Consider the following 21030-nt stretch of genomic DNA (forward strand, 5'->3'; position numbering starts at 1 on the left):
CCGAGTCCAGGTCCGAGTCCACGCCTCGCTTTGGTGGGGACGTCCACTCGCATCCTGGCTGGGCCGCGAGCTTGCGCGGTTGTGCAGACCTAGGTCCAAGACCGAGTGCGGACGATGACACGAGCGCCGATCCGGGAGGCCGCGCTGCCACGGGTGCCGGACCGGGTGCCGACACGGGCGCCGGACCGGGTGCCGGATCCGGTGCCGACTCGGGTAGCGGACCGGATGGCAAAGGCGTTGGCGCCGGCGCAGGTGATGACATATGCGCACACAGAGGTTCAGGTCCGGAGGCGAGAACAGTCGCAGATTGGGGGGTCGCAGCAGTGTAGGGCGCGACGAATCTCTGCACGGGCTCCAGCGCGGGCATGGCAGCGCGCGTATGCGGCGTCATGGACTCTGACGAGGCGAGCTCGTGCGCACCTGTGCGGGTGGGAGCTGGCAAGGGCTTGGACGCGGGCTCCGGCGTGGATGCAGCTCCGGACACAGGGGGCCTCCCCGGTTCGCTTGGGGGGCGTGGGTTCTGTGGTGGGGGCTGAATGCGGGCGATCTCGTCCCACGGGAGGCCGCTCCGGTGCGTGGGGGAGCCTCCGTCAGCGGCACGTAGCTGCCTGAGGCGCTCGGTGTGCAGCCTGTACTTGCCCCAAGCACGGCGGTTTTTGTGCTCGAGACGGAATTCGTCCCGGGCGGCGGAGTAATTGCGCGACTTCGTTCTGTCGCGCATTGCCGCCACCTGGGCCCGACTGAAGATTTGCAACTGTCCCATGCGACGATTATCGCGCCACTCATTATGATCGTTCCACCTTGATCGACATTTGATCATGCCAATCCGAGTGACGCAGAACATGCAATACGCCGACGTGACCTGAGCAACATTATGGCGGCGATGCCGACGGCCTTCGCGGTAATGTTATGCGGTATTCGAGTGCAGCTCCTGGAATGGGGTGGTGGTGATGAGGTGACGCTTTATGTCAGCGATGATGAGCGACGTATGTGGGCGGCTCCACTGAGCCACTACGCGGGGAAAGGCTCGCTTCGTCTGGACCCGGGGGCAGAGCCAAGTTCTTGCAGTGCTCAGAGTCGTCAGCCAGGCACACGCGTTCGGCCCGAAGACGCATGGGGCTGCGTACTGGCATGCCGACCGGGGGTTCAGAGCCCTTCGTCCCGCTTTCGACTCTGGCGATGCCGGAAGGAGCCGCCCGCGCTGCCCGGGCTCGAGGCCGGGGTATCAGGCCTGGAAGCCGAGACCCCAGACCCGAGAGCCGAGCGCGGGGAGCCGAGCGCGGGGAGCCGAGCGCGGGGAGCCGAGCGCGGGGAGCCGAGCGGCGGAGGCGAGAAACGGAGAACAACGGGCTGGGAGCGAAGGACTGGGAGCGAAGGACTGGGAGCGAAGGACTGGCTGACGGCTTTCTACAGTGGCGGTATGCGTACTGCGGCGGGGTCTCTGTTTGGTTTGTCCTATGGGGACTCGCTGGGCAGGCCGACAGAGTTTCAGGACTACGGGTCGATCGTTGCCGCTTATGGGCCGGGTGGGCCTCGGGAGTTGGTCGGGGTGCCGGCGCGGGTTACGGATGACACTCAGATGGCGCTGGCCGTTGGGGAGGCGTTGCTTGAGGTTGCGACAGTGGCGGCGGAGGTGCTGGAGCCGGTGTTGCGGCGGCGGTTTGTTGAGTGGCTCAGGAGTCCGGACAACACTCGGTCGCCGGGGATGACGTGCCTTCATGCGTGTGTCGGGTTGGCGGAGGGGCTTCCTTGGGTGGAAGCGACACAGGTCGGGTCCAAAGGGTGCGGCGCGAACATGCGGGTTACTCCGGTTGGGCTGGTGCCGGGGATCAGCGATGAGCAGCGGGCTGGGGCGGCGCAGTTGCAGGCGGCGCTCACGCATGGGCATCCGACTGCGTTGGCGGCGAGTGAGCTCACCGCTTTTGCCGTGTTCTGGCTTCGTGGTGGGCTGGCACCCGATGAGTTGGTGGGCGCGCTCAGACAGCGGTGTGCCGAGGAACGCACGAACTACCGCGGTGACTGGCTCGGTGAGCTCTGGCGGCAGCCCGGTGTCTCCTCGCCGCGGACGTTCATGGCGCACGGCTGGGACGAGTGTGCAGACGCTCTTGAGCGCGTGCGAGCGGCGTTGGCCGCCGGGCGGCATGAGGGCGATCCATGCCGCGCTACCGGTGCGGGGTGGGTTGCCGAGGAGGCGCTCGCGACCGCGCTCTACTGCTACCTGGTCTCGCCCGGTGAGCCGGTTGCTGTCCTGGGACGTGCCGCGGCGACCAGTGGCGACTCGGATTCGATCGCCTGCCTCGCCGGCTCGTTCGCGGGGGCGTCGCTCGGGATGGCGGCCTGGCCTGACGAGTGGCAGGACCGGATCGAGTACGCAGACCGTCTGTCCCGTCTCGGCGCGGCCTGGGACTGAACCACGGGCCGTGGACATCGGTCCAACGCGCACAAAGCCACACAAATAGCCAGAACGGATGGAACCGGACCGGACCAGTACTGCAACGCCCGCACCAGCAGTAGCCGGGCAGCTACTGCGTCAGAGCCGGAGGTCCGCGAAGAAGGCTGCGTCACCTGCAGGTCGATGAAAGCGACTGCGTCAGACCCGGGAGGTCGATCAAACGACCGCGGCAGACCCGGGAGGTCGATCAAGGCGACCGCGTCAGACCCTGGAGGTCGATCAAGGCGATTGCGTCAGACCCTGGAGGTCGATCAAGGCGACCGCGTCAGAGCTGGAGGTCGGTGAAGGCGGCCGTGACGGAGTGGTGCGCGACGGTGTGGAGTTGGGCGGGGGTGAGGCCGGTGGCGTGGTGGGCGAGGGTGTGTTCGTGGGAGAGGGTGGTGTTGCTGACTCGGGGGTTGTCGGTGTTGAGGGTGACGGGGACGCCGGCGGCGAGGAGCTGGTGGATCTGGTGGTTGGCGTAGTTGGGGGCGGCGCCGGTTTGGGTGTTGCTGGTGAGGGCGCATTCGAGGGTGATTCCGGCGGCGGCGAGTGAGTCCATCAGCGCGGGATCCTCGGCGGCGCGGACGCCGTGTCCGATGCGTTCGGCGCCGAGGGCCTGGACGGCGGCGCGGACGCTTTCGGGGCCTGCTGCCTCGCCGGCGTGGATCGTGATGTGGAGGCCGGCGTCGCGGGCCTGCTGGAAGGCGGGTGTGAACAGGGCGGCCTCGTAGCCCGCCTCGTTTCCGGCCAGGTCCACCCCGCACCAGACGTCGCGGCGGGTGAGGAAGGTCCGGATCTGGGAGAGAGCCAGGTCAGGGCCGAGGTCTCGCAGGATGGTGGCGATGAGGCCGACGGGGAGGCCGGTGCGGGCGGAGGCTGCCGCGGTGCCTGAGGAGACGGCGTCGATGACGGCTTCCGGGGCGAGGCCGGTCTGCTGCTGGATGAAGTACGGGCTGAAGCGGAACTCCACGTAGTCGAGGCCGTCGTTGAAGGCGTCGTCGACGGCCTCCTGGGCGGCGCGGTGCCAGTCCGGGAGGGTGGCGAGGACGCCGATCTGGTCGTCGACCTTGGCCAGGTACGGGAGGAGTCCGCCCGGGGTGCCGGGCGTGGCGACCAGGGCGTTGCGGGGGTCCGGTGCCGCGGCGAGGGGGTGGCCGTCGCGGTGGGCGATGTCGAGGAAGGTGCTGGAGCGTACGGAGCCTTCGAGGTGTCGGTGCAGGTCGATCAGCGGCAGCATCGTCAGCTCTCCTCGGAACTTGGGTGCGAAACGGTGGCTTTCCACCGTGGCACCTCTCACGTGTTGATCTTGTCAGGCGCGCCGGGGGCCGGGCGATGGGACTGGTGTCCACGAACACCGCCTACCGGAAACGGATCATGCATACCTTCGCCCTGCTCGGCTATGTCGGCGCCGCCCTGTCCATCGCTCTTCCCTGGCCCCAGGTGTGGCGTTCCTGCGCCAAGGGTCAGACGAACGGTCTCAACGCCTCCGCCTGCTTCCTGGGTGTGGCGATGCCGGTCGGATGGATCACGTACGGGGCCCTGACCGGCGAGACGGTGCAGATCATCACGAACGCCGTCACGGGCGGTGCGGGACTTGCGGTGCTGACGACCGTACTGATCAAGCAGAGTCATCTCCGGCAGCGCCGCAAGCTGGCAACGAGCGCAGCGGGCGCGGCCGGCATCCTGACCGCGACCCTGGGCAGCGCCGCCGCGACGTGGCTGACCGCCGCGAGCAGCCACCAGGCCGCCGCGTTCCTCGGTCTGGTGCTCGCCGGGACGTCGTTCGTCTCCGCGATTCCGCAGCCGTTGTCGCTGCTGCGCGACCGCGAGCAGGACATGAGTGGACTGTCGGCGCTGCGCTGGCGGCTGGCCGCCGCGGCCTGCGCGTCCTGGATGACGTACGGGCTGAGCACCGGTCAGCCGGCCGTCTGGGCGTCGGCGATGGTCGGTCTCACAAGCGCGCTGATCGTCTGCTGGGTTCTCTTTACGTCCACCCGGACGTCGGCCGTTCGTACCACCACTGTCCGTGCTCGCGGTGTGGCACGCGTGGCAGCCGCGTGATCTAGCAGCGCAAACGCTACGGACGGCAACACTTGGGTCACGACCGTGGTCTCCGAAATAATCTCGCCACCGGGCGCTGGTAGCCTTTGCCGCGTTTCGCCCCTGGAGGAGATCAAGTGCGTCGTAACCTCGTTGCCCTCGCGGCAGTCGGCATGCTCACTCTGGGCGGCACGGCCGCCTGCAGCGATGACGGCGACAGCGCCGCATCGGTGCCTACCCGCGGTGGTGACGGCACCGGCAAGGTCGGTGTCATCCTGCCCGACACCACCACCAGCCAGCGCTGGGGAACGGACGACCCGAAGCTGCTGAAGGCCGCGTTCGACGCCGCCGACGTGCCGGTGGAGATCGAGAACGCGCAGGGCGACGGCGCGAACTTCAAGAAGATCGGCGACCGCATGATCGCCGACGGCGTCACCGTGCTGATGATCGCCAACCTGGACCCCGACAGCGGCGCGTACGTGCTGGAGAAGGCCCGGGCCAACGGCGTCAAGACGATCGACTACGACCGGCTCACCCTCAACGGCGGCGCTGACTACTACGTCAGCTTCGACAACGAGGAGGTCGGCCGGCTGCAGGCCGTCGGGCTGGTCAAGTGCGTGACCGCCAAGGGGAAGAAGATCCCGCGCATCGTCTACCTCAACGGTTCGACGACGGACAACAACGCCACCCTGTTCAAGGAGGGCGCGGACACCGTCCTGCAGGAGAAGTTCGACTCCGGCGAGTACATGAAGGGTCCGGAGCAGGCCGTCGCCGACTGGAAGCGCGAGGAGGCGGTGACCGTCTTCCGCGAGATCTTCAACACGACCGCCGGGCAGATCGACGGCGTGCTCGCGGCCAACGACACCATCGCCAGCGCTGCGATCCAGATCCTCAAGGAGCGCAAGGTCAACGGCATCGTGCCGGTCACCGGGCAGGACGCCGAGGTGCAGGGTCTGCAGAACATCCTCGTCGGCGACCAGTGCATGACCGTCTACAAGCCGATCAAGGACGAGGCCACGGCCGCCGCCAACCTCGCGATCGGCCTGTTCAAGGGTGAGAAGGTCGCGGCCGACGGTCGGGCCAAGGACCCCGTGTCGGGCGCGTTCATCCCGGCCGTGCTGCTGAAGCCGAAGTCCATCATGAAGAAGAACGTCGCCTCGGTCATCGCGGACGGCTTCGTCACCAAGAAGGCCGTCTGCACCGGCCGCTTCGTCGAGCCCTGCACAGCTGCGGGCATCAAGTAGGCAACACACGCAGTAGGAAGCAGAGCCCCGGTCGCGACGCGGCCGGGGCTCCTTCGTACACAATGTCGGGGTGTCGCTGACTCTGGACGAGGCCCGCGCCCGGGCCGCCATGCTCTCCGCCGTCTCCTACGACCTCGAGTTCGACGTCAGGTCGCCGGACGCGTTCCGGAGCCGGGCAACCGTACGGTTCCGGACCCGGGGCGGTGACACGTTCCTCGAGCTGCACCGGGCCGAGGAACTCCAGGTGACGATCAACGGCGATACCGCTCTGCCGGCGTACGACGGGAAGCGGATCTCCCTCGACGGCCTGGCACCCGGCACGCACGAAGTCGTTGTGGACGCCCGGCTGCGCTACGTCACGGACGGCGAGGGCATGCACACGTTCATCGACCCGGTGGACGGCGAGCGTTACGTCGGCGGGTATCTGGGACTGGACGTCACCCAGCGACTGTTCGCCTGCTTCGATCAGATCGACCTCAAAGCCCCCATCACGGTACGCGTGACAGCGGATCCGGCGTGGACGATCCTCTCGAACGGCCTGCCCACGGGCCCCGGCACGTTCGCCGCGACGCCGCCGATCCCGTGCGACCAGTTCGTCGTCGTGGCCGGGCCGTACCACTCGATCCGGTGGGAGCATCGCGGGCTGCCCATGGGCTGGCACGCCCGCCGGACACTTGCCGGGGCGCTGGAGCGCGACGCCGCGGAGCTGCGCCGGATCACCGAGGTCTGCTACGACCACTACACGGCGGTCTTCGACGAGCCGTTCCCGTTCGGCTCGTACGACCAGGTCTTCGTGCCCGAGCTGAACTGGGGCGCGATGGAGAACCCCGGCTGCGTCACGGTCAGCGAGAACCTGCTGCCGCGCGAGCGGGCCACCGATGGCGACCGCCACAAGCAGGCGATGGTGATCGCGCACGAGATGTCCCACATGTGGTTCGCGGACCTGGTCTCGCCGGTGTGGTGGGAGGACGCGTGGCTCAACGAGTCCTTCGCGGACTACATGGGCTTCGAGGTCGCGGAGACCGTCGCCGGGTACGCCGGGGCGCGCGTGTCGTTCGAGGCCGCCTTCAAACCCGGCGCCTACCGGGCCGACCGCCGCCGGTCCACGCACCCGGTCGCCCCGGCCGCCGAGGACGTGCCCGACACGGCCACCGGCTGGACGATCTTCGACGCCATCTCGTACGGCAAGGGCAACGCCGTCCTCCGGCAGCTCGTGACCTGGCTGGGACCGGTGGACTTCCTCGCCGGGGTCAACGCGCACCTCACCGCCCATGCGTTCGGCAACGCCACCCTCGAGGACCTGCTGTCGGCCCTCGACGCCCGCTCACCGCGTGACGTGCGCGGCTGGGCCGAGGTGTGGTTGCGCAAGGCGGGCCACGACACGATCCGGGTGGCCCGGCACGGGGACGTTCCGGTCCTGACCCGCGACGGCGTACGCCCGCACCGGTTCACCGTTACCGCATACTCCCCCGGGCTCGAGCTGGTCGGGTCGCGGATGGTCGATCTCGCGGAGGAGCCGCTGGAGCTGCCCGAGTGGGCGGGGCTGGTCGTGGTGCCCAACGCGTACGGCGAGACGTTCGCCCGGATCGAGCTGGACCCGTACTCGTACGATGCCGTGACGCGCGGGCTGGCCGACCTGCCGGACCCGCTGGTCCGGGCGGTGCTGTGGGCGACGCTGCTCGACCGGGCGCCCGCCGCCGCACACCTCGACCTGATCGCGCGTCAGCTGCCCCGCGAGCCGTCGCCGACCCTGGTGACCGCTGCCCTCGACCGCACCCTGAACGACCTCCTCCGCCGAACGGACGTACCCACCGCTCTGGAAGTGGTCGCCGCGGCCTGCACGACGGACGACGAGCCGGACGAGCAGCGCGCGATCGCCCTGGCCCGGGGGCTCGCGTGGAGCACGAGCGACACCGCGATGCTGCACCGCTGGCTGGACACCGGCGCCACCGACCAGAAGCTGCTCCTCGACCCGGATCTGCGCTGGTCCGTCGTGCACCGGCTGGCCGAGCTCGGCGGTCTCGACGCCGCTCAGATCGAGGCCGAGCGGCTGCGGGACGGCACCGCCGCGGGTGACCTCGGCGCCGCCACCGCCCTGGCCGCCCGCCCCACCGCGGAGGCGAAAGCCGAGGCCTGGGCCGCGATGACCGAGGATCCCCAGGTCTCCGCTCGCCGTTTCCGGGCCCTGGCCGCCGGATTCTGGTCCCCCTCCCGGCCCCAGCCCATCGCGCCCTATCTCGCGGCCGCCCCGGCACTGGCCCGTCGCGGCTCCGCGTTCGCCGCCGCCGTCGGCCGGGCTTTCCCCACCCACCCCCTGACCGGTCAAGATCTTGATTTGGTACGCGAGGAGCTGCGCGGTGACCTCCCCACCGTCCTGCGCCGCCACTGGGAGGACGAGCTGGACGACCGCGGGGCAGCGCCGATCCGATAAGGTGCGGTCGATGAGAACGATCCACGCCGGTGTCGCGGCCACCGCCTCGCTGGCCGCCTCGATGGTCCTGGCCGCCGGATGCGCCGCGCCCGGCACCAGCCCGACCTGGGAGGCCGGCGCGCCGAGCGCCTCGTCGGTGGCGCCCTCGCCCACCACGAAGGCCCCCAAGCCGAAGATCGACACCGAGAACGGCGCCAAGGGCCCGCTCGGCGACGTCATCGACCTCGGCGGGCTCGAGGACGCGGACGGCAACCCGTACGTCATCTTCGGGGTCACCGGCAGGATCGTGAACGAGACCAGCGCCTTCGGGTTCGCCATCGGCGTGCGCCTGCCGAAGAACGTCGTCCGCGAGGACCTGACCATCAGCGAGTACGAGGGCAAGGCCACGGACCCCGGTTTCCACCCGATGCAGGCCCAGATGGACCTCCTCGACAAATCCGTCCAGCCCGCGTTCGGCTACTACTCCGGCACCCCCGCCAGGATCACGGTCCGCGAGGTGAACCGCACCATCGAGGCGCACCTGGCCACCTGGAGCGAGGACCCCCACCAGACCGTCTTCTGGTTCGACCCCGCCGACGTGCACGACAGCAGCCAATGGACCGACCTCGGAGCGTACGACGCCGCCGGCACCCGCCTGCCCGACGGCCACATCGAACTCTCCACGTTCTGAGAGACGACGATGCGCCGACACCTCCTACCCGTACCGCTGCTGCTCCTGCTGCCCGTCGCGGCCTGCGGCGCCACCCCCACGGTGAGCCCCAGCGCACAGGCGTCCCCGGCCGCCTCACCGACCCGGCTGCTGCCCACCTTCCCCGAACTGACCGGCGACATCACCACCACCGCCAACCTGCTCTCCTTCGACCCCGCCAACAAGGCCGCCGTCGTCGAACCGATCATCTTCCAGACCGGCCCCGACTACTGCAAAGCCCTGCACATCTCCCCCGTCGAGGCCCGCTGCTCCCAGGAAGTCGTCATCGACGCCAGCAACACCCGCGTCACCCTCCCGATGGCCACCAAACTCGACATGCGAGACATCGGCGACGGCAGCTGCGCCGGCACCATGACCGGCGGCAGCACCTGCAAGTCCACCACCGGCTACATGTCCCGCCTCGCCGCCGACAACGCCGCGGTCAGCATCACCCTCAAGGCCGGCACCCTGGTCAGAATCGCCGAGCTCTACCAGCCCTGACCCGTGCGGTGGCGTGAGCGTGCCCGCATTCGGCACGGATTCGCACGCGCCCGGAAGCCGCCCTTCATCTCGTCACGGCTTGTTGCCGCCTTGCGTGCCGGCACGGCGGTAGGCGGATGAGAGCGCAGGCCGCGGTGGTGAATGCGGTGAAGCGGGAACTCTTGGTGTCGTCACGGCGCGACAGGCGCCGGAGCCGGGTGATCCATGGCAGGCACCATTCGATCCAGCAGGATCCGGCGAGCCAGATAGCCGTCGCCCTTGTCGGCGTGCAGCTTGCCAGGTGGTTTGTCGGCGTGCAGCTTGCCAGGTGGTGAAGACGCCGGGCTCGACCTACTCGGTGAACCGCCGGTGCGCTGGCGGGATGGAGATCCCGAACGAAGCGGGTAGCGCATCCCGGGCGCAGACGGTCCGCAGGACGTAGAAGATCGCTGCCAGGGGATGCCTTCGGGCACATCGTCGAGCACGGGATGGTCGTCGACGTTGGCAGCAGCCACCACCATATGCAGCGGCAAGGCCCTGCCGGTCGCTGATCGCGTGGATCCTGAGTCCGGGCTTGCCCCGGTCTGCTGGTGAAGACGCCGTGCTCGACCCACTCGGTGAACCGCCGGTGCGCTGACGGGGTGGGGATGCCGCCTCAGCCGACTGTGGCGGGGCCGAGTCGCTTCGGCCCGGACCGCGGCGGTTCGGGAACACGACCAACGCTTGTGCGACGCATGCGAACGGCCGGCCGGAGTGGTCGAACCAGCCGTGGCCGCTCTCCGTCGCGTGCCGCCGCCGGGACCTTCCCATGTGGATCGAGGGTCGGGCCGCTCCAGGGTCGGGCCGCTCCAGGATCGGGCCGCTCCAGGATCGGGCCGCTCCAGGATCGGGCCGCTCCAGGATCGGGCCGCTCCAGGATCGGGCCGCTCCAGGATCGGGCCGCTCCAGGATCGGGCCGCTCCAGGATCGGGCCGCTCCAGGTGGGGCTGTGAGGTGGGTCACGTCAGCTTCGTGTCAGGTTGGTGTCCGGGGGGTGTCAGGGCGGGGTGTTTGCATGGGTTCATCGGGTTTTGGTGATCCTGGTGGAGGAGATCTATGAGCGACAGTGTGGTGCCGGATTATCCGATGCAGCGGGAGGCGAAGTGTCCCTTCGCGCCGGCTGCCACCGTGCGGACCATGACGCGGGAGGATCCGGTCGGGAAGGTGCGGATCTGGGATGGCAGTGAGCCGTGGTTCATCACTCGGCATGCTGATCAGCGGGCGTTGCTCAACGATCCGCGGCTGAGCATCGAGGAGACGCGGCCCGGGTTTCCGCACATGACGCGGGGGCGGGCGGAGGCGGCGAAGCACACGCCGGCGCTGATCACGAATACCGACGCTCCGGAGCACACGCGGTTGCGGCGGACGGTCAACGGGCCGTTCATGGTGAAGCGGGTGGAGGCGATGCGGCCGCGGATCCAGGAGGTTTTCGACGGGCTGATCGATGACATGCTCGCGGGGCCGAAGCCGGCGGATCTGGTGCAGTCGATCGGGCTGGCAGTGCCGACCATCGTGATCACCGAGCTGCTCGGCGTGCCGTATGCGGATCATAAGTTCTTCCAGGTCAACAGCAGCAAGACCATCAGTCACGAGTCGACGCCCGAGGAGGCTGCGGCGGCGGGTGGGGCGCTTGCCGCGTATCTCGGTGAGTTGTTGCAGCAGAAGATGGCCGAGCCGGCCGGGGATGTGCTCTCGGAGATGGGGGCACGGGTCAGGGCCGGGGAGATGACGGCCAGCGAGGCTGTCCACATGGGTGTGGCGATCCTCATCGCCGGGCATGAGACCAGTGCCAGCATGATTTCGCTGGGCACGCTGGCGCTGCTGCGGAACCCCGATCAGTTGGCCCTGCTGCGGGAGAGCGACGACCCGAAGCTCGTGGCGAACGCGGTGGAGGAGCTGCTGCGATATCTGACCATTGTGCACACCGGGATCAGGCGGATCGCGAGTGAGGACATCGAGCTTCGTGGCAGGACGATCCGGGCCGGGGACGGGATCATCTTCGACCTGTCCGGCGCCGACTGGGACGCCGAGGAGTTCCCCGAGCCGGAGAAGCTCGATCTCACGAGGACCGCGCGGCAGCATCACGCGTTCGGATACGGCGTGCACCAGTGTCTCGGGCAGTCGCTGGCCCGGGTCGAGCTGCAGATCGCCTACGGGACGCTCTACCGGCGGATCCCGACGCTCGCCCTCGCCGTCCCGTTCGAGGACGTCGAGTTTGCCATGGAGGGCGTCGCGTACGGCCTCAAGTCTCTGCCCGTCACCTGGTAAGGAGCCCGCATGAGCATGCGAATCGAACTGGACGAGCCCAAGTGCGTCGCCGCCGGGCAGTGCGTGATGGTCGCCCCCGACGTGTTCGACCAGCGCGACGAGGACGGTGTGGCGATCGTGCTCGACGCCGAGCCCGGACCGGAGCAGGAGGACGAGGTGCGGGAGGCGGCGGCGGTGTGCCCGGCGGCCGCCATCAAGCTGGTGGAGCGGTGAAGGAAGCAGTCGTCGTGGGTGCATCGGCTGCGGGTCTTGCCGCGGCCGAAACCCTCAGGAGGCAGGGGTACGCCGGGAAGCTCACTCTGATCGGTGAGGAGCTCGCCGCACCGTACGACCGCCCGCCGCTCTCCAAGCAGATCCTCGCCTCGCAGTGGGAGCCGGACCGGCTGGTGCTGCGTACGGAGATCGAGCTCGCAGCCCTTGATCTTGATCTGCGCCTGGGGGTCGGCGCGACCGGGCTGGATCTGGCCGGGCGCACGGTCGCACTGGCGGACGGCACCCGGGTGCCCTACGACGGGCTGGTCATCGCGACCGGGGTGCGTCCGCGGCGGCTTCCGGGGCAGGGAGCGCACGTCATGCGTACGGTCGATGATGCTCTGGCCCTGCGGAAACGGCTCGGACCGGGCCGCCGGCTCGTGGTGGTCGGTGCCGGTTTCCTCGGTGCGGAGTCGGCGGCGGTCGCGCGGGGGCTGGGCTGCGACGTCGTCCTGCTGGAGCCCGCGCCCGTGCCGCTGGCGCATGCCGTCGGCACGCAGGTCGGCCAGGTGTTCGCGGAGGTGCATCGCGAGCACGGCGTCGATCTGCGGACCGGTGTCGCGGTCTCGGCGGTGACCGAGTCCGGCGTACGCCTGGCCGACGGCACGCTCGTGGAAGCCGACGAGGTGCTGGTCGCGGTCGGCTCGATCCCCAACACCGCCTGGCTGGACGGCAGCGGCCTGACCGTGGCCGACGGGGTGGTCTGCGACGAGTTCAGCGCGGCGGCACCGGACGTCTACGCAGCTGGGGACGTCGCGCGCTGGCACAATCCGCGTTTCGGCGAGACCATGCGCGTCGAGCACCGCACCAACGCGGCGGAGCAGGGCATGGCGGCCGCCCGGAACCTGCTGCACCCCGGCGAGGGCAAGCCGTTCGACCCCATCCCGTACTTCTGGTCCGACCAGTACGACATGAAGATCCAGGCGTACGGCTATCTGCGTGGCCACGACAGCGTGGAGATCGTCGACGGCGCGCTCGCGGACCGGCGTTTCGTGGCCGCGTACAGCAGAGCGGGCCGGCTCGTCGGCGTCCTCGCCGTAGGCATGCCGCCCAAGGCGATCCGCGCCTGGCGGGTCGCTCTGACCAAGGAGGAACGGTGACCGGATCCGACGTCGTGGTCGTCACGGGAGCGGGCGGGATGGGTCTTGCCGTGGCCCGGCGTCTCGGCAGCGGCCGCACGGTGATCCTGGCGGACGCCTCGGCGCCGGCCCTGGAGCAGGCGGTGGATTCGTTGCGGGCCGCGGGATACGCGGCGACCGGCCGGCTGACGGACGTCTCGGACGCCGCGGCTGTGGCCAAACTCGCCGCTGCGGCGGCCGACGCGGGGCGGCTCACCGCGATCGTGCACACCGCCGGGGTGTCGGCCGCGACCGGCACCGCGAAGGCGATCATCGAGGTCGACCTGGTCGGCACCGCACACGTCATCGACGCGTTCGGCGAGGTCGCCGGCCCGGGCACTGCGCTGGTCTGCGTGTCCAGCATGGCCGGGCACTACGCCACCGTCGCCCCGGGTGACGAACGGGCGCTCGCGCTGGCACCCGCCGCGGAGCTCCGGACCCTCGACGTGGTCCGGGCCGTCGGCGACGATCCGCTCGCGGCGTACATGCTGGCCAAACGGGGCAATCACCTACGCGTCCAGGCCGCGGCACTGGCGTGGAACCTGCGTGGTGCCCGGATCAACACGATCAGCCCCGGGGTGATCTCCACGGCGATGGCCGCGGCGGAGTCGAGGACGGCTTCAGGCGTACACATGATGGCCATGGTGGAAGCGTGCGGCGCGGGCCGCACCGGGACCCCGGCCGAGATCGCGGCGGCCGCGGCGTACCTCACCGGGCCGGAGTCGCTCTACGTCACGGGCACCGACCTGCTCATCGACGGCGGCCAGGCCGCCTGGATCCGCTGGCACCGCGAGCCCGCTTAACGAGCCGCCCGGGTGCACCGCCCACGGAGTGCAAACCGCCCGGGTGCCCCGCCCGTGGAGGGCGAGGCACCCGGATCGGACAACTGTTACTTGTCGGCCGGGTCGCATTCGCGGGAGCCGTGGTCGGTCTCCGCGCGCGCCGGGGCTGCCTTCAGGTTGCTGACCAGGGTGTCGACCGGGCCGCCGGCCAGTTGCGGGCGCAGCGTGGACTCGCCGGCACCGAACTTGGCTTTCGCCTGGTCCAGGGTCTGCGTGCGGCCCTCGAACTCACCGGCTCCCACGACGCCCTTGTCGTAGGGGATGGTGTCGCCCGAGCCGAGACCTTCCCAGGTGCCCACGGCGGGATCGGCCGAGCAGGCGTCGTCGACCCACTCGACGGCCTTGACGTAGGTGTGACCCACCTCGAGGCGGGACGAATCCTCCATGGCGAACTTCACCCCGGCGGCCTTGCCCTCGTTGTTGTTGAAGACCCAGCCCGCGGCGGCCACCTTCAGCGTCGCGGGAGCCTTCTGCGGAGCGTCCGGTGCCGACCAGAGCACCTTGTCGATCCGCAGTTGCACGGTGCGGCCGATCATGCCCTCACCGCGTTCCACCTCGAGCCTGCTGGGCTCGACGCGGGTCTCCCCCGCGACCGTGACGACCAGGACATGGTCGGCGTAGGTCTTCCAGTCGGCGGCGGTCCGGCTGGCCGTGCGATCCCGGCCGGAGCCCAGGACGACGGTCTCCGCGGCGGGCGCGCCCTCGACGGCTTTTGCCGGCGCACCCTCAGCGGCCTGGGCGGCAGCCGGCGCACCCCTACCGGCCTGGGCGGCAGCAGGCGCCGCGGTTGTCCGGTCCGCGGAACATCCCGCGGCTCCGAGCGTCACAGCACTGACCGCCAAGGCCAGGGCCCCGATGTGAAAAAGTCGCATGACACCCTCCCGATCAGTACGTGTAGTTGATGAAGTAGGCGTTGTTCGCGCCCAGCGCGGACGGGAACTCGTCCTCGTTGACCATGCACCCGAGCCCGGCCGCACCGGGGTCGACATAAGGGTAGGCGTCGTTGCCGTGCACCAGGCCGACGGCGTGCCCGGTCTCGTGACAGGCGATCGAACCGCCGTGGATGCGGTACCCGTCGGGCGAGGCGATCCGGACGTAGGTCTGATCGCATTCGTAGGTGGCCGGGGCCTGGCCGTTGCACCAGGTCACGCCCCAGTATCCCGAGGGGACCGGCTGGGCGGCCTCGCCCTCCTGGTAGATGAGATCGGTCTCGGCGTCGCCCTCGAAGACGGGACTGGAGTCGTAGTGGATGGCGATGTCGGTCGGAGAATATTCGTCCGCGAGCATGGAACGGACGGCGTCCTGGTCGTCCGTCTCGAGCTCGCCCGGGTCGTTGCTGTCGGCGTACCAGTAGACGTCGGCGTTATCGGTCTGACAGACCACCGCGGTGTTGATCGTGGCGTTGACGCAGACGTAGTTGTACGCCTGGGTCGGCACGATCCCGTCGTAGCTCGGTGCGGCCTGGGCCGGCGCGGAGACAGCGACGAGGGAAATGATCATTATTGAGGCCACTGTGGACTAAGCGAATCGACGCATGTGCGCCCTCCTCCAGTTACCTGAGGGCAGGCTACGGTTCATTTGCCGTTCACGATGTCCCGTGCGGCAAATTCGTCCTATGAGGACGAAGGCGGCAAACCCGTTGCGCTACAACGAATAGCCAAAACCACGCCGGGTCTGGATCATCGCCGGCCCCTCGGCGTCGACCTTCTGGCGCAGCCGGGAGACGAGCCGTTCGATGGCGTTCGCGTCGCGGGACTCGCCCCAGACCTGCCAGGCGAGCTGCTCCTTGGTCAGCACCTGACCGGCGTTGATCAGCAGGTAGCGCAGGAGCCTGTACTCGGCGGCCGTCAGGTCGAGCGGCCGCTCGCCCCGCCACGCCCGGCAGACCGCGTCGTCGAGCAGCAGATCCCCGTGACAGAGCGGCCCGACACGCCGGCTGGGTGCGTGGTCGCGCAGCAACACATGGGTACGCGCGAGAAGCTCGGTGATCCGGCACGGCTTGGTCACGTAGTCCTCGACCCGCGAACCGAGCTCCGGCACCAGCCGGTCGAGCTGCTCGCACGTGGTCAGGCACAGGATCGGCGGGCGGTCCTCCGGCGTGAGCCGCAGCCGCGAGCCGAGATCCTCCACGTCGGGCACGGTGTCGTCGACGATGATCAGGTCGAAGCGCTGGGCACGGTACATCGCGAGCGCCTCGGCGCCGGTCCCGGTCGCCGCCACCCCGTATCCGGCCAGCCCCAGCGGCGTGACCAGGGACTCGAGCAGGTCGGGATCGGGGGCGACCACGAGCAGCCGGTGACGGTGCCGCTCGATGGGACTGTCATGCATGCGTAGACCATCCGTCTCGTGGTGATGTCGTCCGGGGTGCACACGTTCAGCGTCGTCCCCGTCCGCCGCCTGGTCGTCGTCCCTCCGTAGTATCTCCTGTTTTAAGTCAGCCGATTGAAGTGGATCAACCTTATTACCCGCCTTTGCACGGTTCAGCCTTGGCGCGGTTCAGCCCTGGCGCGGGTTCAGGGAAAAATGGTTGCCGCCGCGGCGGACGGACGCAAGAGTTCGCCGGATGACCACCGAACCGGACGTCGTCGGGCCTGTCCCCCAGCGCATCGAGGTCGGCGCCGCGCAGGTCCGCCGCCTGATCGCCACGCAGTTCCCGCAGTGGTCGCAGCTCCCGGTCCGGCCCGTACCGGCCGCGGGATGGGACAACCGGACCTTCCGCCTCGGGGAGTCCATGCTGGTCCGACTACCCAGCGCCGCCGAATACGCGCACGCCGTCGCCAAGGAACAGCGGTGGCTGCCCGCTCTCGCCCCGCACCTGCCGCTCCCCGTTCCCGTCCCGCTGGGCCTCGGTGCGCCAGGCGACGACTACCCGTGGCAATGGTCGGTCTACCGCTGGATCGAGGGCGAACCCGCGACCCTGGCTCCGATCGCCGACCTGGACGCCTTCGCCGCCACGCTGGCCGGCTTCCTCCTGGCGCTGCAGCAGGTGGACCCTGCCGGCGGCCCCGAGCCGGGCCTGCACAACTGGTTCCGCGGCGGACCACTGCGAAACTACGACCCCCTGATGACCCGCGCCCTCGCGACACTGGACGACACCAGCCTGCGCGACGACATCACCCGCGTCTGGCAGGCGGCGCTGGCGACAGGCTGGTCCGGGCGGCCGGTGTGGTTCCACGGCGATATCGCGCCCGGCAACCTGCTGACCACCGGCGGTGAGCTCAGCGCGGTCATCGACTTCGGCACGTGCGGCGTCGGCGACCCCTCCTGCGATCTGGCGATCGCGTGGACGCTACTGACCGGGCCCAGCCGCGCGGTCCTGCGCGAGCGTCTGGCCGCGGACCCGGCGATGTGGCTGCGCGGCGCCGGCTGGGCATTGTGGAAAGCCGTAGTCCTCCACACCGGCGGCGAGCCGGACGCGAAACACGTCATCGACCAGATCATCGCCGAGTTCGCCCATGACCGATTGCGGTAGAAACAGCGAATTGTCGGTGAATCGACGGGGTCGCGGAGGTTGACGGCGGGCAATATGTTGTGGCCGTGAAAATACGGTACGTGCTCCACAACGCATACGGGGCCGGGGGCACGATCCGCACGGTCGTGAATCAGGCGAATGCGATGTGCGAGACGCACGAGGTCGAGGTTGTCAGCGTCTACCGGTCCCGGGAGGCGCCCGTTTTCGCGCTCGACCCCCGGGTGCGGCTCGTCACGCTGACCGACCTGCGGGAGGACGGGTCGCGGTGGACCGATCCGGCCGGGACGAATTCGCGGTTCTGGCGCAAGACGAGGCGGTTCCGGACCCCGCTGGCGCACCGGCACGACTTCCGTTATAAGCGCTGGGATCCGCTCGTCGACGCCGCCGTGATCCGGTATTTCCGGGCGCAGCGCGACGGGGTGCTCGTCACCACCCGGCCCGCGCTGAACATGTTGTCCGCGTGGTTCGCGCCGCGGAAGGTGGTGCGGGTCGGGCAGGACCATCTCAATCTGGGCAGCTACAAGCCGGGGCTGCGAGCGGCGATCCTGAAGGCGTATCCGCGGCTCGACGTGGTGGGTGTGCTGACGCGGGCCGACCTCGGGGAGTGGGAGGCGGCGCTGCCGGGCGTACGGATCGTGCGGGTGGCGAACGGCGTTCCGCCACGTCTCGGCGTACCCGACGGATCTGATCGGTCACCCACAGTGCTGGCAGCGGGGCGATTGAACGGGCAGAAGGGTTTTGACCTGCTGATCGAGGCCTTCGGGCAGGTGCACGCGGAGCATCCCGGGTGGCGGCTGGACATCTTCGGTGAGGGCAAGCTGCGGGCCAGGCTGACCGCGCAGATCGAGGAGGCCGGCCTGGCCGGGACCGTACGCCTGCGTGGCCTGACCCGGAACCTCGACGCCGAGCTGGACAAGGCCTCGGTCTTCGCACTGAGCTCGCGACGGGAGGGGCTGCCGATGGTGCTGCTCGAAGCGATGGCGGCCGGGCTGCCCGCGGTCGCGTTCGACTGCCCGACCGGGCCGCGCGAGGTCGTCGAGGACGGGGTCAACGGTCTGCTCGTGCCCGCGGAGGACGTCGAAGCCCTGGCCACGGGGCTGTCCAAGCTGATCGGCGACGCCGCGCTGCGGGAGACGATGAGCCATGCCGCGGTGGCGACCGGCGGCCGTTACGCCATGCCGGAGATCGCCGCCCAGTGGGAGTCGATCTTCGTGGAGCTTGCGGGCACCCGGTACCCTCCGCCGCGACCGTCATAACGTTCGATCCCGGGGAACCGATGCGCCCACGCGAACACAATTTCTTTACCAATGCCGGAATGCTCACGATCTGTGGGCTGCTGTCGGGGGTCGTCGTGGCGGCGGCGGCCTTCCCGGCGGTGGCGATGTCCGGATTGGCGGCCAAGGCCGGCGGTGAGTCCTTCGCGGCCCTGCCCAGCGAGCTGAAGGAGACCGACGCACCGCAGTTCAGCCGGATGGTGGCGGCCGACGGGAAGACCGAGATCGCCGTCTTCTACGACGAGTTCCGCAACGTCGTCCCGGTGAAGGACATCTCGCCGAACATGCTGAACGCGATCGTCTCGGCCGAGGACCACAAGTTCTACGACCACAACGGCGTCGACCTCAAGGGGGTCGCGCGGGCATTCGTCAGCAACAACAGCGACTCCAACGAGGGCCAGCAGGGTGCCTCCACGCTGACGATGCAGTACGTGCGGATGTCGCTGTCGTACTCGGCGCCGAACTGGCAGGCCGTCGTCGATGCCACGGCGGACACCCCGAAACGCAAGATCAACGAGATCAAGTACGCGATGCAGGTCGAGAAGGAGATGTCGAAGGAGGAGATCCTGCAGGGCTACCTGAACAAGGCGCCCTTCGGCAACGGCGCGTACGGCGTCGCCGCCGCCGCGCAGGTCTACTTCCAGAAGAGCCCCAAGAACCTCACCGTCCCCGAGGCAGCGCTGCTCGCCGGGATGGTGAAGGCCACGGACGGCTTCGACCCGACCGACCCCACCAAGTACCCGAAGGCCGTGGGCCGGCGTGACTGGGTCATGAAGAACATGCTCGACCTGCACTACATCACTCAGAAGCAGTACGACGACGGCATCAAGACCAAGGTCCCGCACACGACGAAGCGCACCGGCAACGGCTGCGCCGCGACGAAGAACAACAGCTGGGGCTTCTTCTGCGACTACTTCTACCGCTGGTGGATGAGCCGCGAGGAGTTCGGCAAGACGACGTACGACCGGGAACGGCGGCTCAAGACCGGCGGCTACACGATCCGGGCGACGATGGACGTCAAGGCGACGGCCGCCGCGAAGGACAACATCAAGGACATGATCGGCAACAAGGACCGGGACGCGCTGCTGCTCGCCGCGGTGGAGCCCGGCACCGGCCAGGTCAAGGCGCTCGCCGCCAACCGCAACTTCAAGCTCGACGACGGCAAGAACCCGCTCTCGTCGGACCCGAAGAAGAAGGCCGCGAAGGTCAAGTCCACGTATCCGAACACCACCAACCCGCTGCTCAGCGGTGGCGGTGACATCAACGGCTATCAGGCCGGCTCGGTGTTCAAGATGTTCACCATGGTCGCGGCACTGGAGGCCGGCTACCCGCTGGCGTACCCCATCAACACCGAGTACCGCTACAAGTCGCCCACCTATCTCGACTCCGGCGCACCCGCCGAATGCAACGGGCACTACTGCCCGGCGAACGCGTCGCAGAGCGAGAAGGGCCCGTACAACATGTGGACGGGCTTCGGCAGCTCGGTCAACACGTACTTCGTGCCCCTGGAGGAACGGGTCGGCGCGGAGAAGGTCGTGAAGATCGCCCAGAAGTTCGGCGTGAAGTTCCGCGAGCCCAACGACAACGAGCTGGCCACCAAGTACGCGCACGACTGGGGCTCGTTCACGCTGGGCGTCTCGGCGTCGACACCGCTCGACATGGCCAACGCCTACGCCACGCTGGCCGCCGACGGCATGTACTGCGAGCCGACGCCCATCCAGCAGATCACCGAGCACGACGGCACGAAGATCGACGTCGGCAAGAAACACTGCACCCGGGCCACCTCCGCCGACGTCGCCCGCGCGACCATCGACGCGGCCCGCTGCCCCGTCGGCGACCAGGCCCAGCTCGGCTCGTGCGGCGGCCACACCACCGCCGGCACCGCGCGCGGCGTCGTCAAGCACCCCATCTTCGGCAAGACCGGCACCACCGACGGCGACAAGACCGCGTCCCTGATCATCGGCACGAACTCGATGGTCGTCGCCGGCTACCTGGTCAACCCGGACTACCAGAACCACCCCTACACGATGCGCCACGACGTCGTGAACCCCGCGGTCGAGGACACGCTGCGCGACATCATGAAGGGCAAGGACAAGGTCGAGTTCAAGAAACCCAAGGGCACGAAGATCTCCAAGGGCGAACAGGTCTCGATCCCGGGCGTGAAATGCACCAGCGTCGACGCGGCCAAGAGCCGGGTCGAGGACGCCGGCTTCACCGCCACGGTCGGCACCGAGGTCGCCTCCGACTGCCCCAAGGGCCAGGCCGCGGGCACGGAACCCTCGGGCCAGACCGTCAAGGGTGGCTTCGTCGCCATCCAGGTCAGCAGCGGTCCCGCCCCGAGCGGTGCCGGCCCCTCGGGGGCACCGGCCGGCCCGGGCGGCCCGGGCGGCACTCCTGGCGGCGGACCGGGCCGGTAGCACCATCGCGCTGAACCCCAGGCGGCCGGAG

The 21030-nt window shown here is 69.2% G+C and carries 17 protein-coding genes; 13 read left to right on the top strand and 4 right to left on the bottom strand.

Annotation, left to right across the window (positions count from 1 at the left end; all coding sequences use genetic code 11):
• The first annotated feature begins 1420 nt into the window (after positions 1 to 1420).
• On the top strand, positions 1421 to 2410 hold the full coding sequence (locus Aco04nite_RS17095) for an ADP-ribosylglycohydrolase family protein (protein WP_212998230.1): 990 nt from the start codon (positions 1421 to 1423) through the stop codon (positions 2408 to 2410).
• A 307-nt stretch (positions 2411 to 2717) separates the two neighbouring features.
• On the opposite strand, the gene add is transcribed toward Aco04nite_RS17095, so the two are convergent.
• Entirely contained in the window at positions 2718 to 3716 is a 999-nt protein-coding gene (gene add, locus Aco04nite_RS17100; RefSeq protein WP_244876059.1) for an adenosine deaminase, read from the bottom strand.
• A gap of 59 nt (positions 3717 to 3775) precedes the next feature.
• Here add and Aco04nite_RS17105 point away from each other — a divergent pair, with 59 nt between their 5' ends.
• The 9 genes from Aco04nite_RS17105 (at position 3776) to Aco04nite_RS17145 (ending at position 13797) form a co-directional block, all read left to right on the top strand.
• Complete coding sequence (locus Aco04nite_RS17105) at positions 3776 to 4495, top strand: SemiSWEET transporter (protein ID WP_244876060.1); 720 nt, start codon at positions 3776 to 3778, stop codon at positions 4493 to 4495.
• A 116-nt stretch (positions 4496 to 4611) separates the two neighbouring features.
• Positions 4612 to 5718 carry a sugar ABC transporter substrate-binding protein gene (locus Aco04nite_RS17110; RefSeq protein WP_212998231.1) on the top strand — a complete coding sequence of 369 codons (1107 nt, stop codon included), beginning with the start codon at positions 4612 to 4614 and terminating at the stop codon, positions 5716 to 5718.
• A 70-nt stretch (positions 5719 to 5788) separates the two neighbouring features.
• Positions 5789 to 8149, top strand: coding sequence for an aminopeptidase N (pepN, locus tag Aco04nite_RS17115; protein WP_212998232.1), 2361 nt, complete (start codon positions 5789 to 5791; stop codon positions 8147 to 8149).
• Between the two features lie 10 nt (positions 8150 to 8159).
• Positions 8160 to 8819 (top strand): hypothetical protein, encoded by a 660-nt coding sequence (locus Aco04nite_RS17120; protein WP_212998233.1) that lies wholly within the window; start codon positions 8160 to 8162, stop codon positions 8817 to 8819.
• Positions 8820 to 8828: 9 nt separating this feature from the next.
• Positions 8829 to 9338 carry a hypothetical protein gene (locus Aco04nite_RS17125; RefSeq protein WP_212998234.1) on the top strand — a complete coding sequence of 170 codons (510 nt, stop codon included), beginning with the start codon at positions 8829 to 8831 and terminating at the stop codon, positions 9336 to 9338.
• Between the two features lie 1074 nt (positions 9339 to 10412).
• Positions 10413 to 11624 (top strand): cytochrome P450, encoded by a 1212-nt coding sequence (locus Aco04nite_RS17130; RefSeq protein ID WP_244876061.1) that lies wholly within the window; start codon positions 10413 to 10415, stop codon positions 11622 to 11624.
• 15 nt (positions 11625 to 11639) lie between these two features.
• A complete protein-coding gene (locus Aco04nite_RS17135) occupies positions 11640 to 11837 on the top strand; it encodes a ferredoxin (RefSeq protein ID WP_212998561.1) in 198 nt (65 codons plus the stop codon).
• Positions 11834 to 12976, top strand: a complete 1143-nt coding sequence (locus Aco04nite_RS17140) for an NAD(P)/FAD-dependent oxidoreductase (RefSeq protein WP_212998235.1) — start codon at positions 11834 to 11836, stop codon at positions 12974 to 12976. Before Aco04nite_RS17135 ends, Aco04nite_RS17140 begins: the two co-directional genes overlap by 4 nt.
• Positions 12973 to 13797, top strand: coding sequence for an SDR family oxidoreductase (locus Aco04nite_RS17145; RefSeq protein WP_244876062.1), 825 nt, complete (start codon positions 12973 to 12975; stop codon positions 13795 to 13797). The genes Aco04nite_RS17140 and Aco04nite_RS17145 overlap by 4 nt, the downstream gene beginning before the upstream one ends.
• An 86-nt stretch (positions 13798 to 13883) precedes the next feature.
• Here the strand turns inward: Aco04nite_RS17145 and Aco04nite_RS17150 are convergent, their stop codons facing one another.
• From Aco04nite_RS17150 to Aco04nite_RS17160, 3 genes are all read right to left on the bottom strand, one after another.
• The gene (locus Aco04nite_RS17150) at positions 13884 to 14708 is read right to left on the bottom strand and encodes a hypothetical protein (RefSeq protein ID WP_212998236.1); all 825 of its coding nucleotides are present in this window, start codon (positions 14706 to 14708) and stop codon (positions 13884 to 13886) included.
• 13 nt (positions 14709 to 14721) lie between these two features.
• Positions 14722 to 15336, bottom strand: coding sequence for a hypothetical protein (locus tag Aco04nite_RS17155; protein ID WP_212998237.1), 615 nt, complete (start codon positions 15334 to 15336; stop codon positions 14722 to 14724).
• 144 nt (positions 15337 to 15480) lie between these two features.
• A complete protein-coding gene (locus Aco04nite_RS17160; RefSeq protein ID WP_212998238.1) occupies positions 15481 to 16164 on the bottom strand; it encodes a response regulator transcription factor in 684 nt (227 codons plus the stop codon).
• A 235-nt stretch (positions 16165 to 16399) separates the two neighbouring features.
• On the opposite strand from Aco04nite_RS17160, the gene Aco04nite_RS17165 reads away from it, so the two are divergent.
• The 3 genes from Aco04nite_RS17165 (at position 16400) to Aco04nite_RS17175 (ending at position 20999) form a co-directional block, all read left to right on the top strand.
• Complete coding sequence (locus tag Aco04nite_RS17165) at positions 16400 to 17308, top strand: aminoglycoside phosphotransferase family protein (RefSeq protein ID WP_212998239.1); 909 nt, start codon at positions 16400 to 16402, stop codon at positions 17306 to 17308.
• A 65-nt stretch (positions 17309 to 17373) separates the two neighbouring features.
• Positions 17374 to 18564 carry a glycosyltransferase family 4 protein gene (locus Aco04nite_RS17170; protein WP_244876063.1) on the top strand — a complete coding sequence of 397 codons (1191 nt, stop codon included), beginning with the start codon at positions 17374 to 17376 and terminating at the stop codon, positions 18562 to 18564.
• Positions 18565 to 18623: 59 nt separating this feature from the next.
• On the top strand, positions 18624 to 20999 hold the full coding sequence (locus Aco04nite_RS17175; protein WP_244876064.1) for a transglycosylase domain-containing protein: 2376 nt from the start codon (positions 18624 to 18626) through the stop codon (positions 20997 to 20999).
• Positions 21000 to 21030 lie beyond the last annotated feature (31 nt).

Origin of the sequence: Winogradskya consettensis, assembly GCF_018332715.1 — a bacterium.
Classification (GTDB): Bacteria; Actinomycetota; Actinomycetes; order Mycobacteriales; family Micromonosporaceae; genus Actinoplanes; species Actinoplanes consettensis.

What these genes read in the sequence shown, in the direction of transcription:
- Aco04nite_RS17095 (WP_212998230.1), top strand. Translation starts at nt 1,421, where the DNA reads ATGCGTACTGCGGCGGGGTCTCTGTTTGGTTTGTCCTATGGGGACTCG.
- Aco04nite_RS17120 (WP_212998233.1), top strand. Translation starts at nt 8,160, where the DNA reads ATGAGAACGATCCACGCCGGTGTCGCGGCCACCGCCTCGCTGGCCGCC.
- Aco04nite_RS17125 (WP_212998234.1), top strand. Translation starts at nt 8,829, where the DNA reads ATGCGCCGACACCTCCTACCCGTACCGCTGCTGCTCCTGCTGCCCGTC.
- Aco04nite_RS17130 (WP_244876061.1), top strand. Translation starts at nt 10,413, where the DNA reads ATGAGCGACAGTGTGGTGCCGGATTATCCGATGCAGCGGGAGGCGAAG.
- Aco04nite_RS17135 (WP_212998561.1), top strand. Translation starts at nt 11,640, where the DNA reads ATGCGAATCGAACTGGACGAGCCCAAGTGCGTCGCCGCCGGGCAGTGC.
- Aco04nite_RS17150 (WP_212998236.1), bottom strand. Translation starts at nt 14,708, where the DNA reads ATGCGACTTTTTCACATCGGGGCCCTGGCCTTGGCGGTCAGTGCTGTG.
- Aco04nite_RS17155 (WP_212998237.1), bottom strand. Translation starts at nt 15,336, where the DNA reads ATGATCATTTCCCTCGTCGCTGTCTCCGCGCCGGCCCAGGCCGCACCG.
- Aco04nite_RS17160 (WP_212998238.1), bottom strand. Translation starts at nt 16,164, where the DNA reads ATGCATGACAGTCCCATCGAGCGGCACCGTCACCGGCTGCTCGTGGTC.
- Aco04nite_RS17165 (WP_212998239.1), top strand. Translation starts at nt 16,400, where the DNA reads ATGACCACCGAACCGGACGTCGTCGGGCCTGTCCCCCAGCGCATCGAG.
- Aco04nite_RS17175 (WP_244876064.1), top strand. Translation starts at nt 18,624, where the DNA reads ATGCTCACGATCTGTGGGCTGCTGTCGGGGGTCGTCGTGGCGGCGGCG.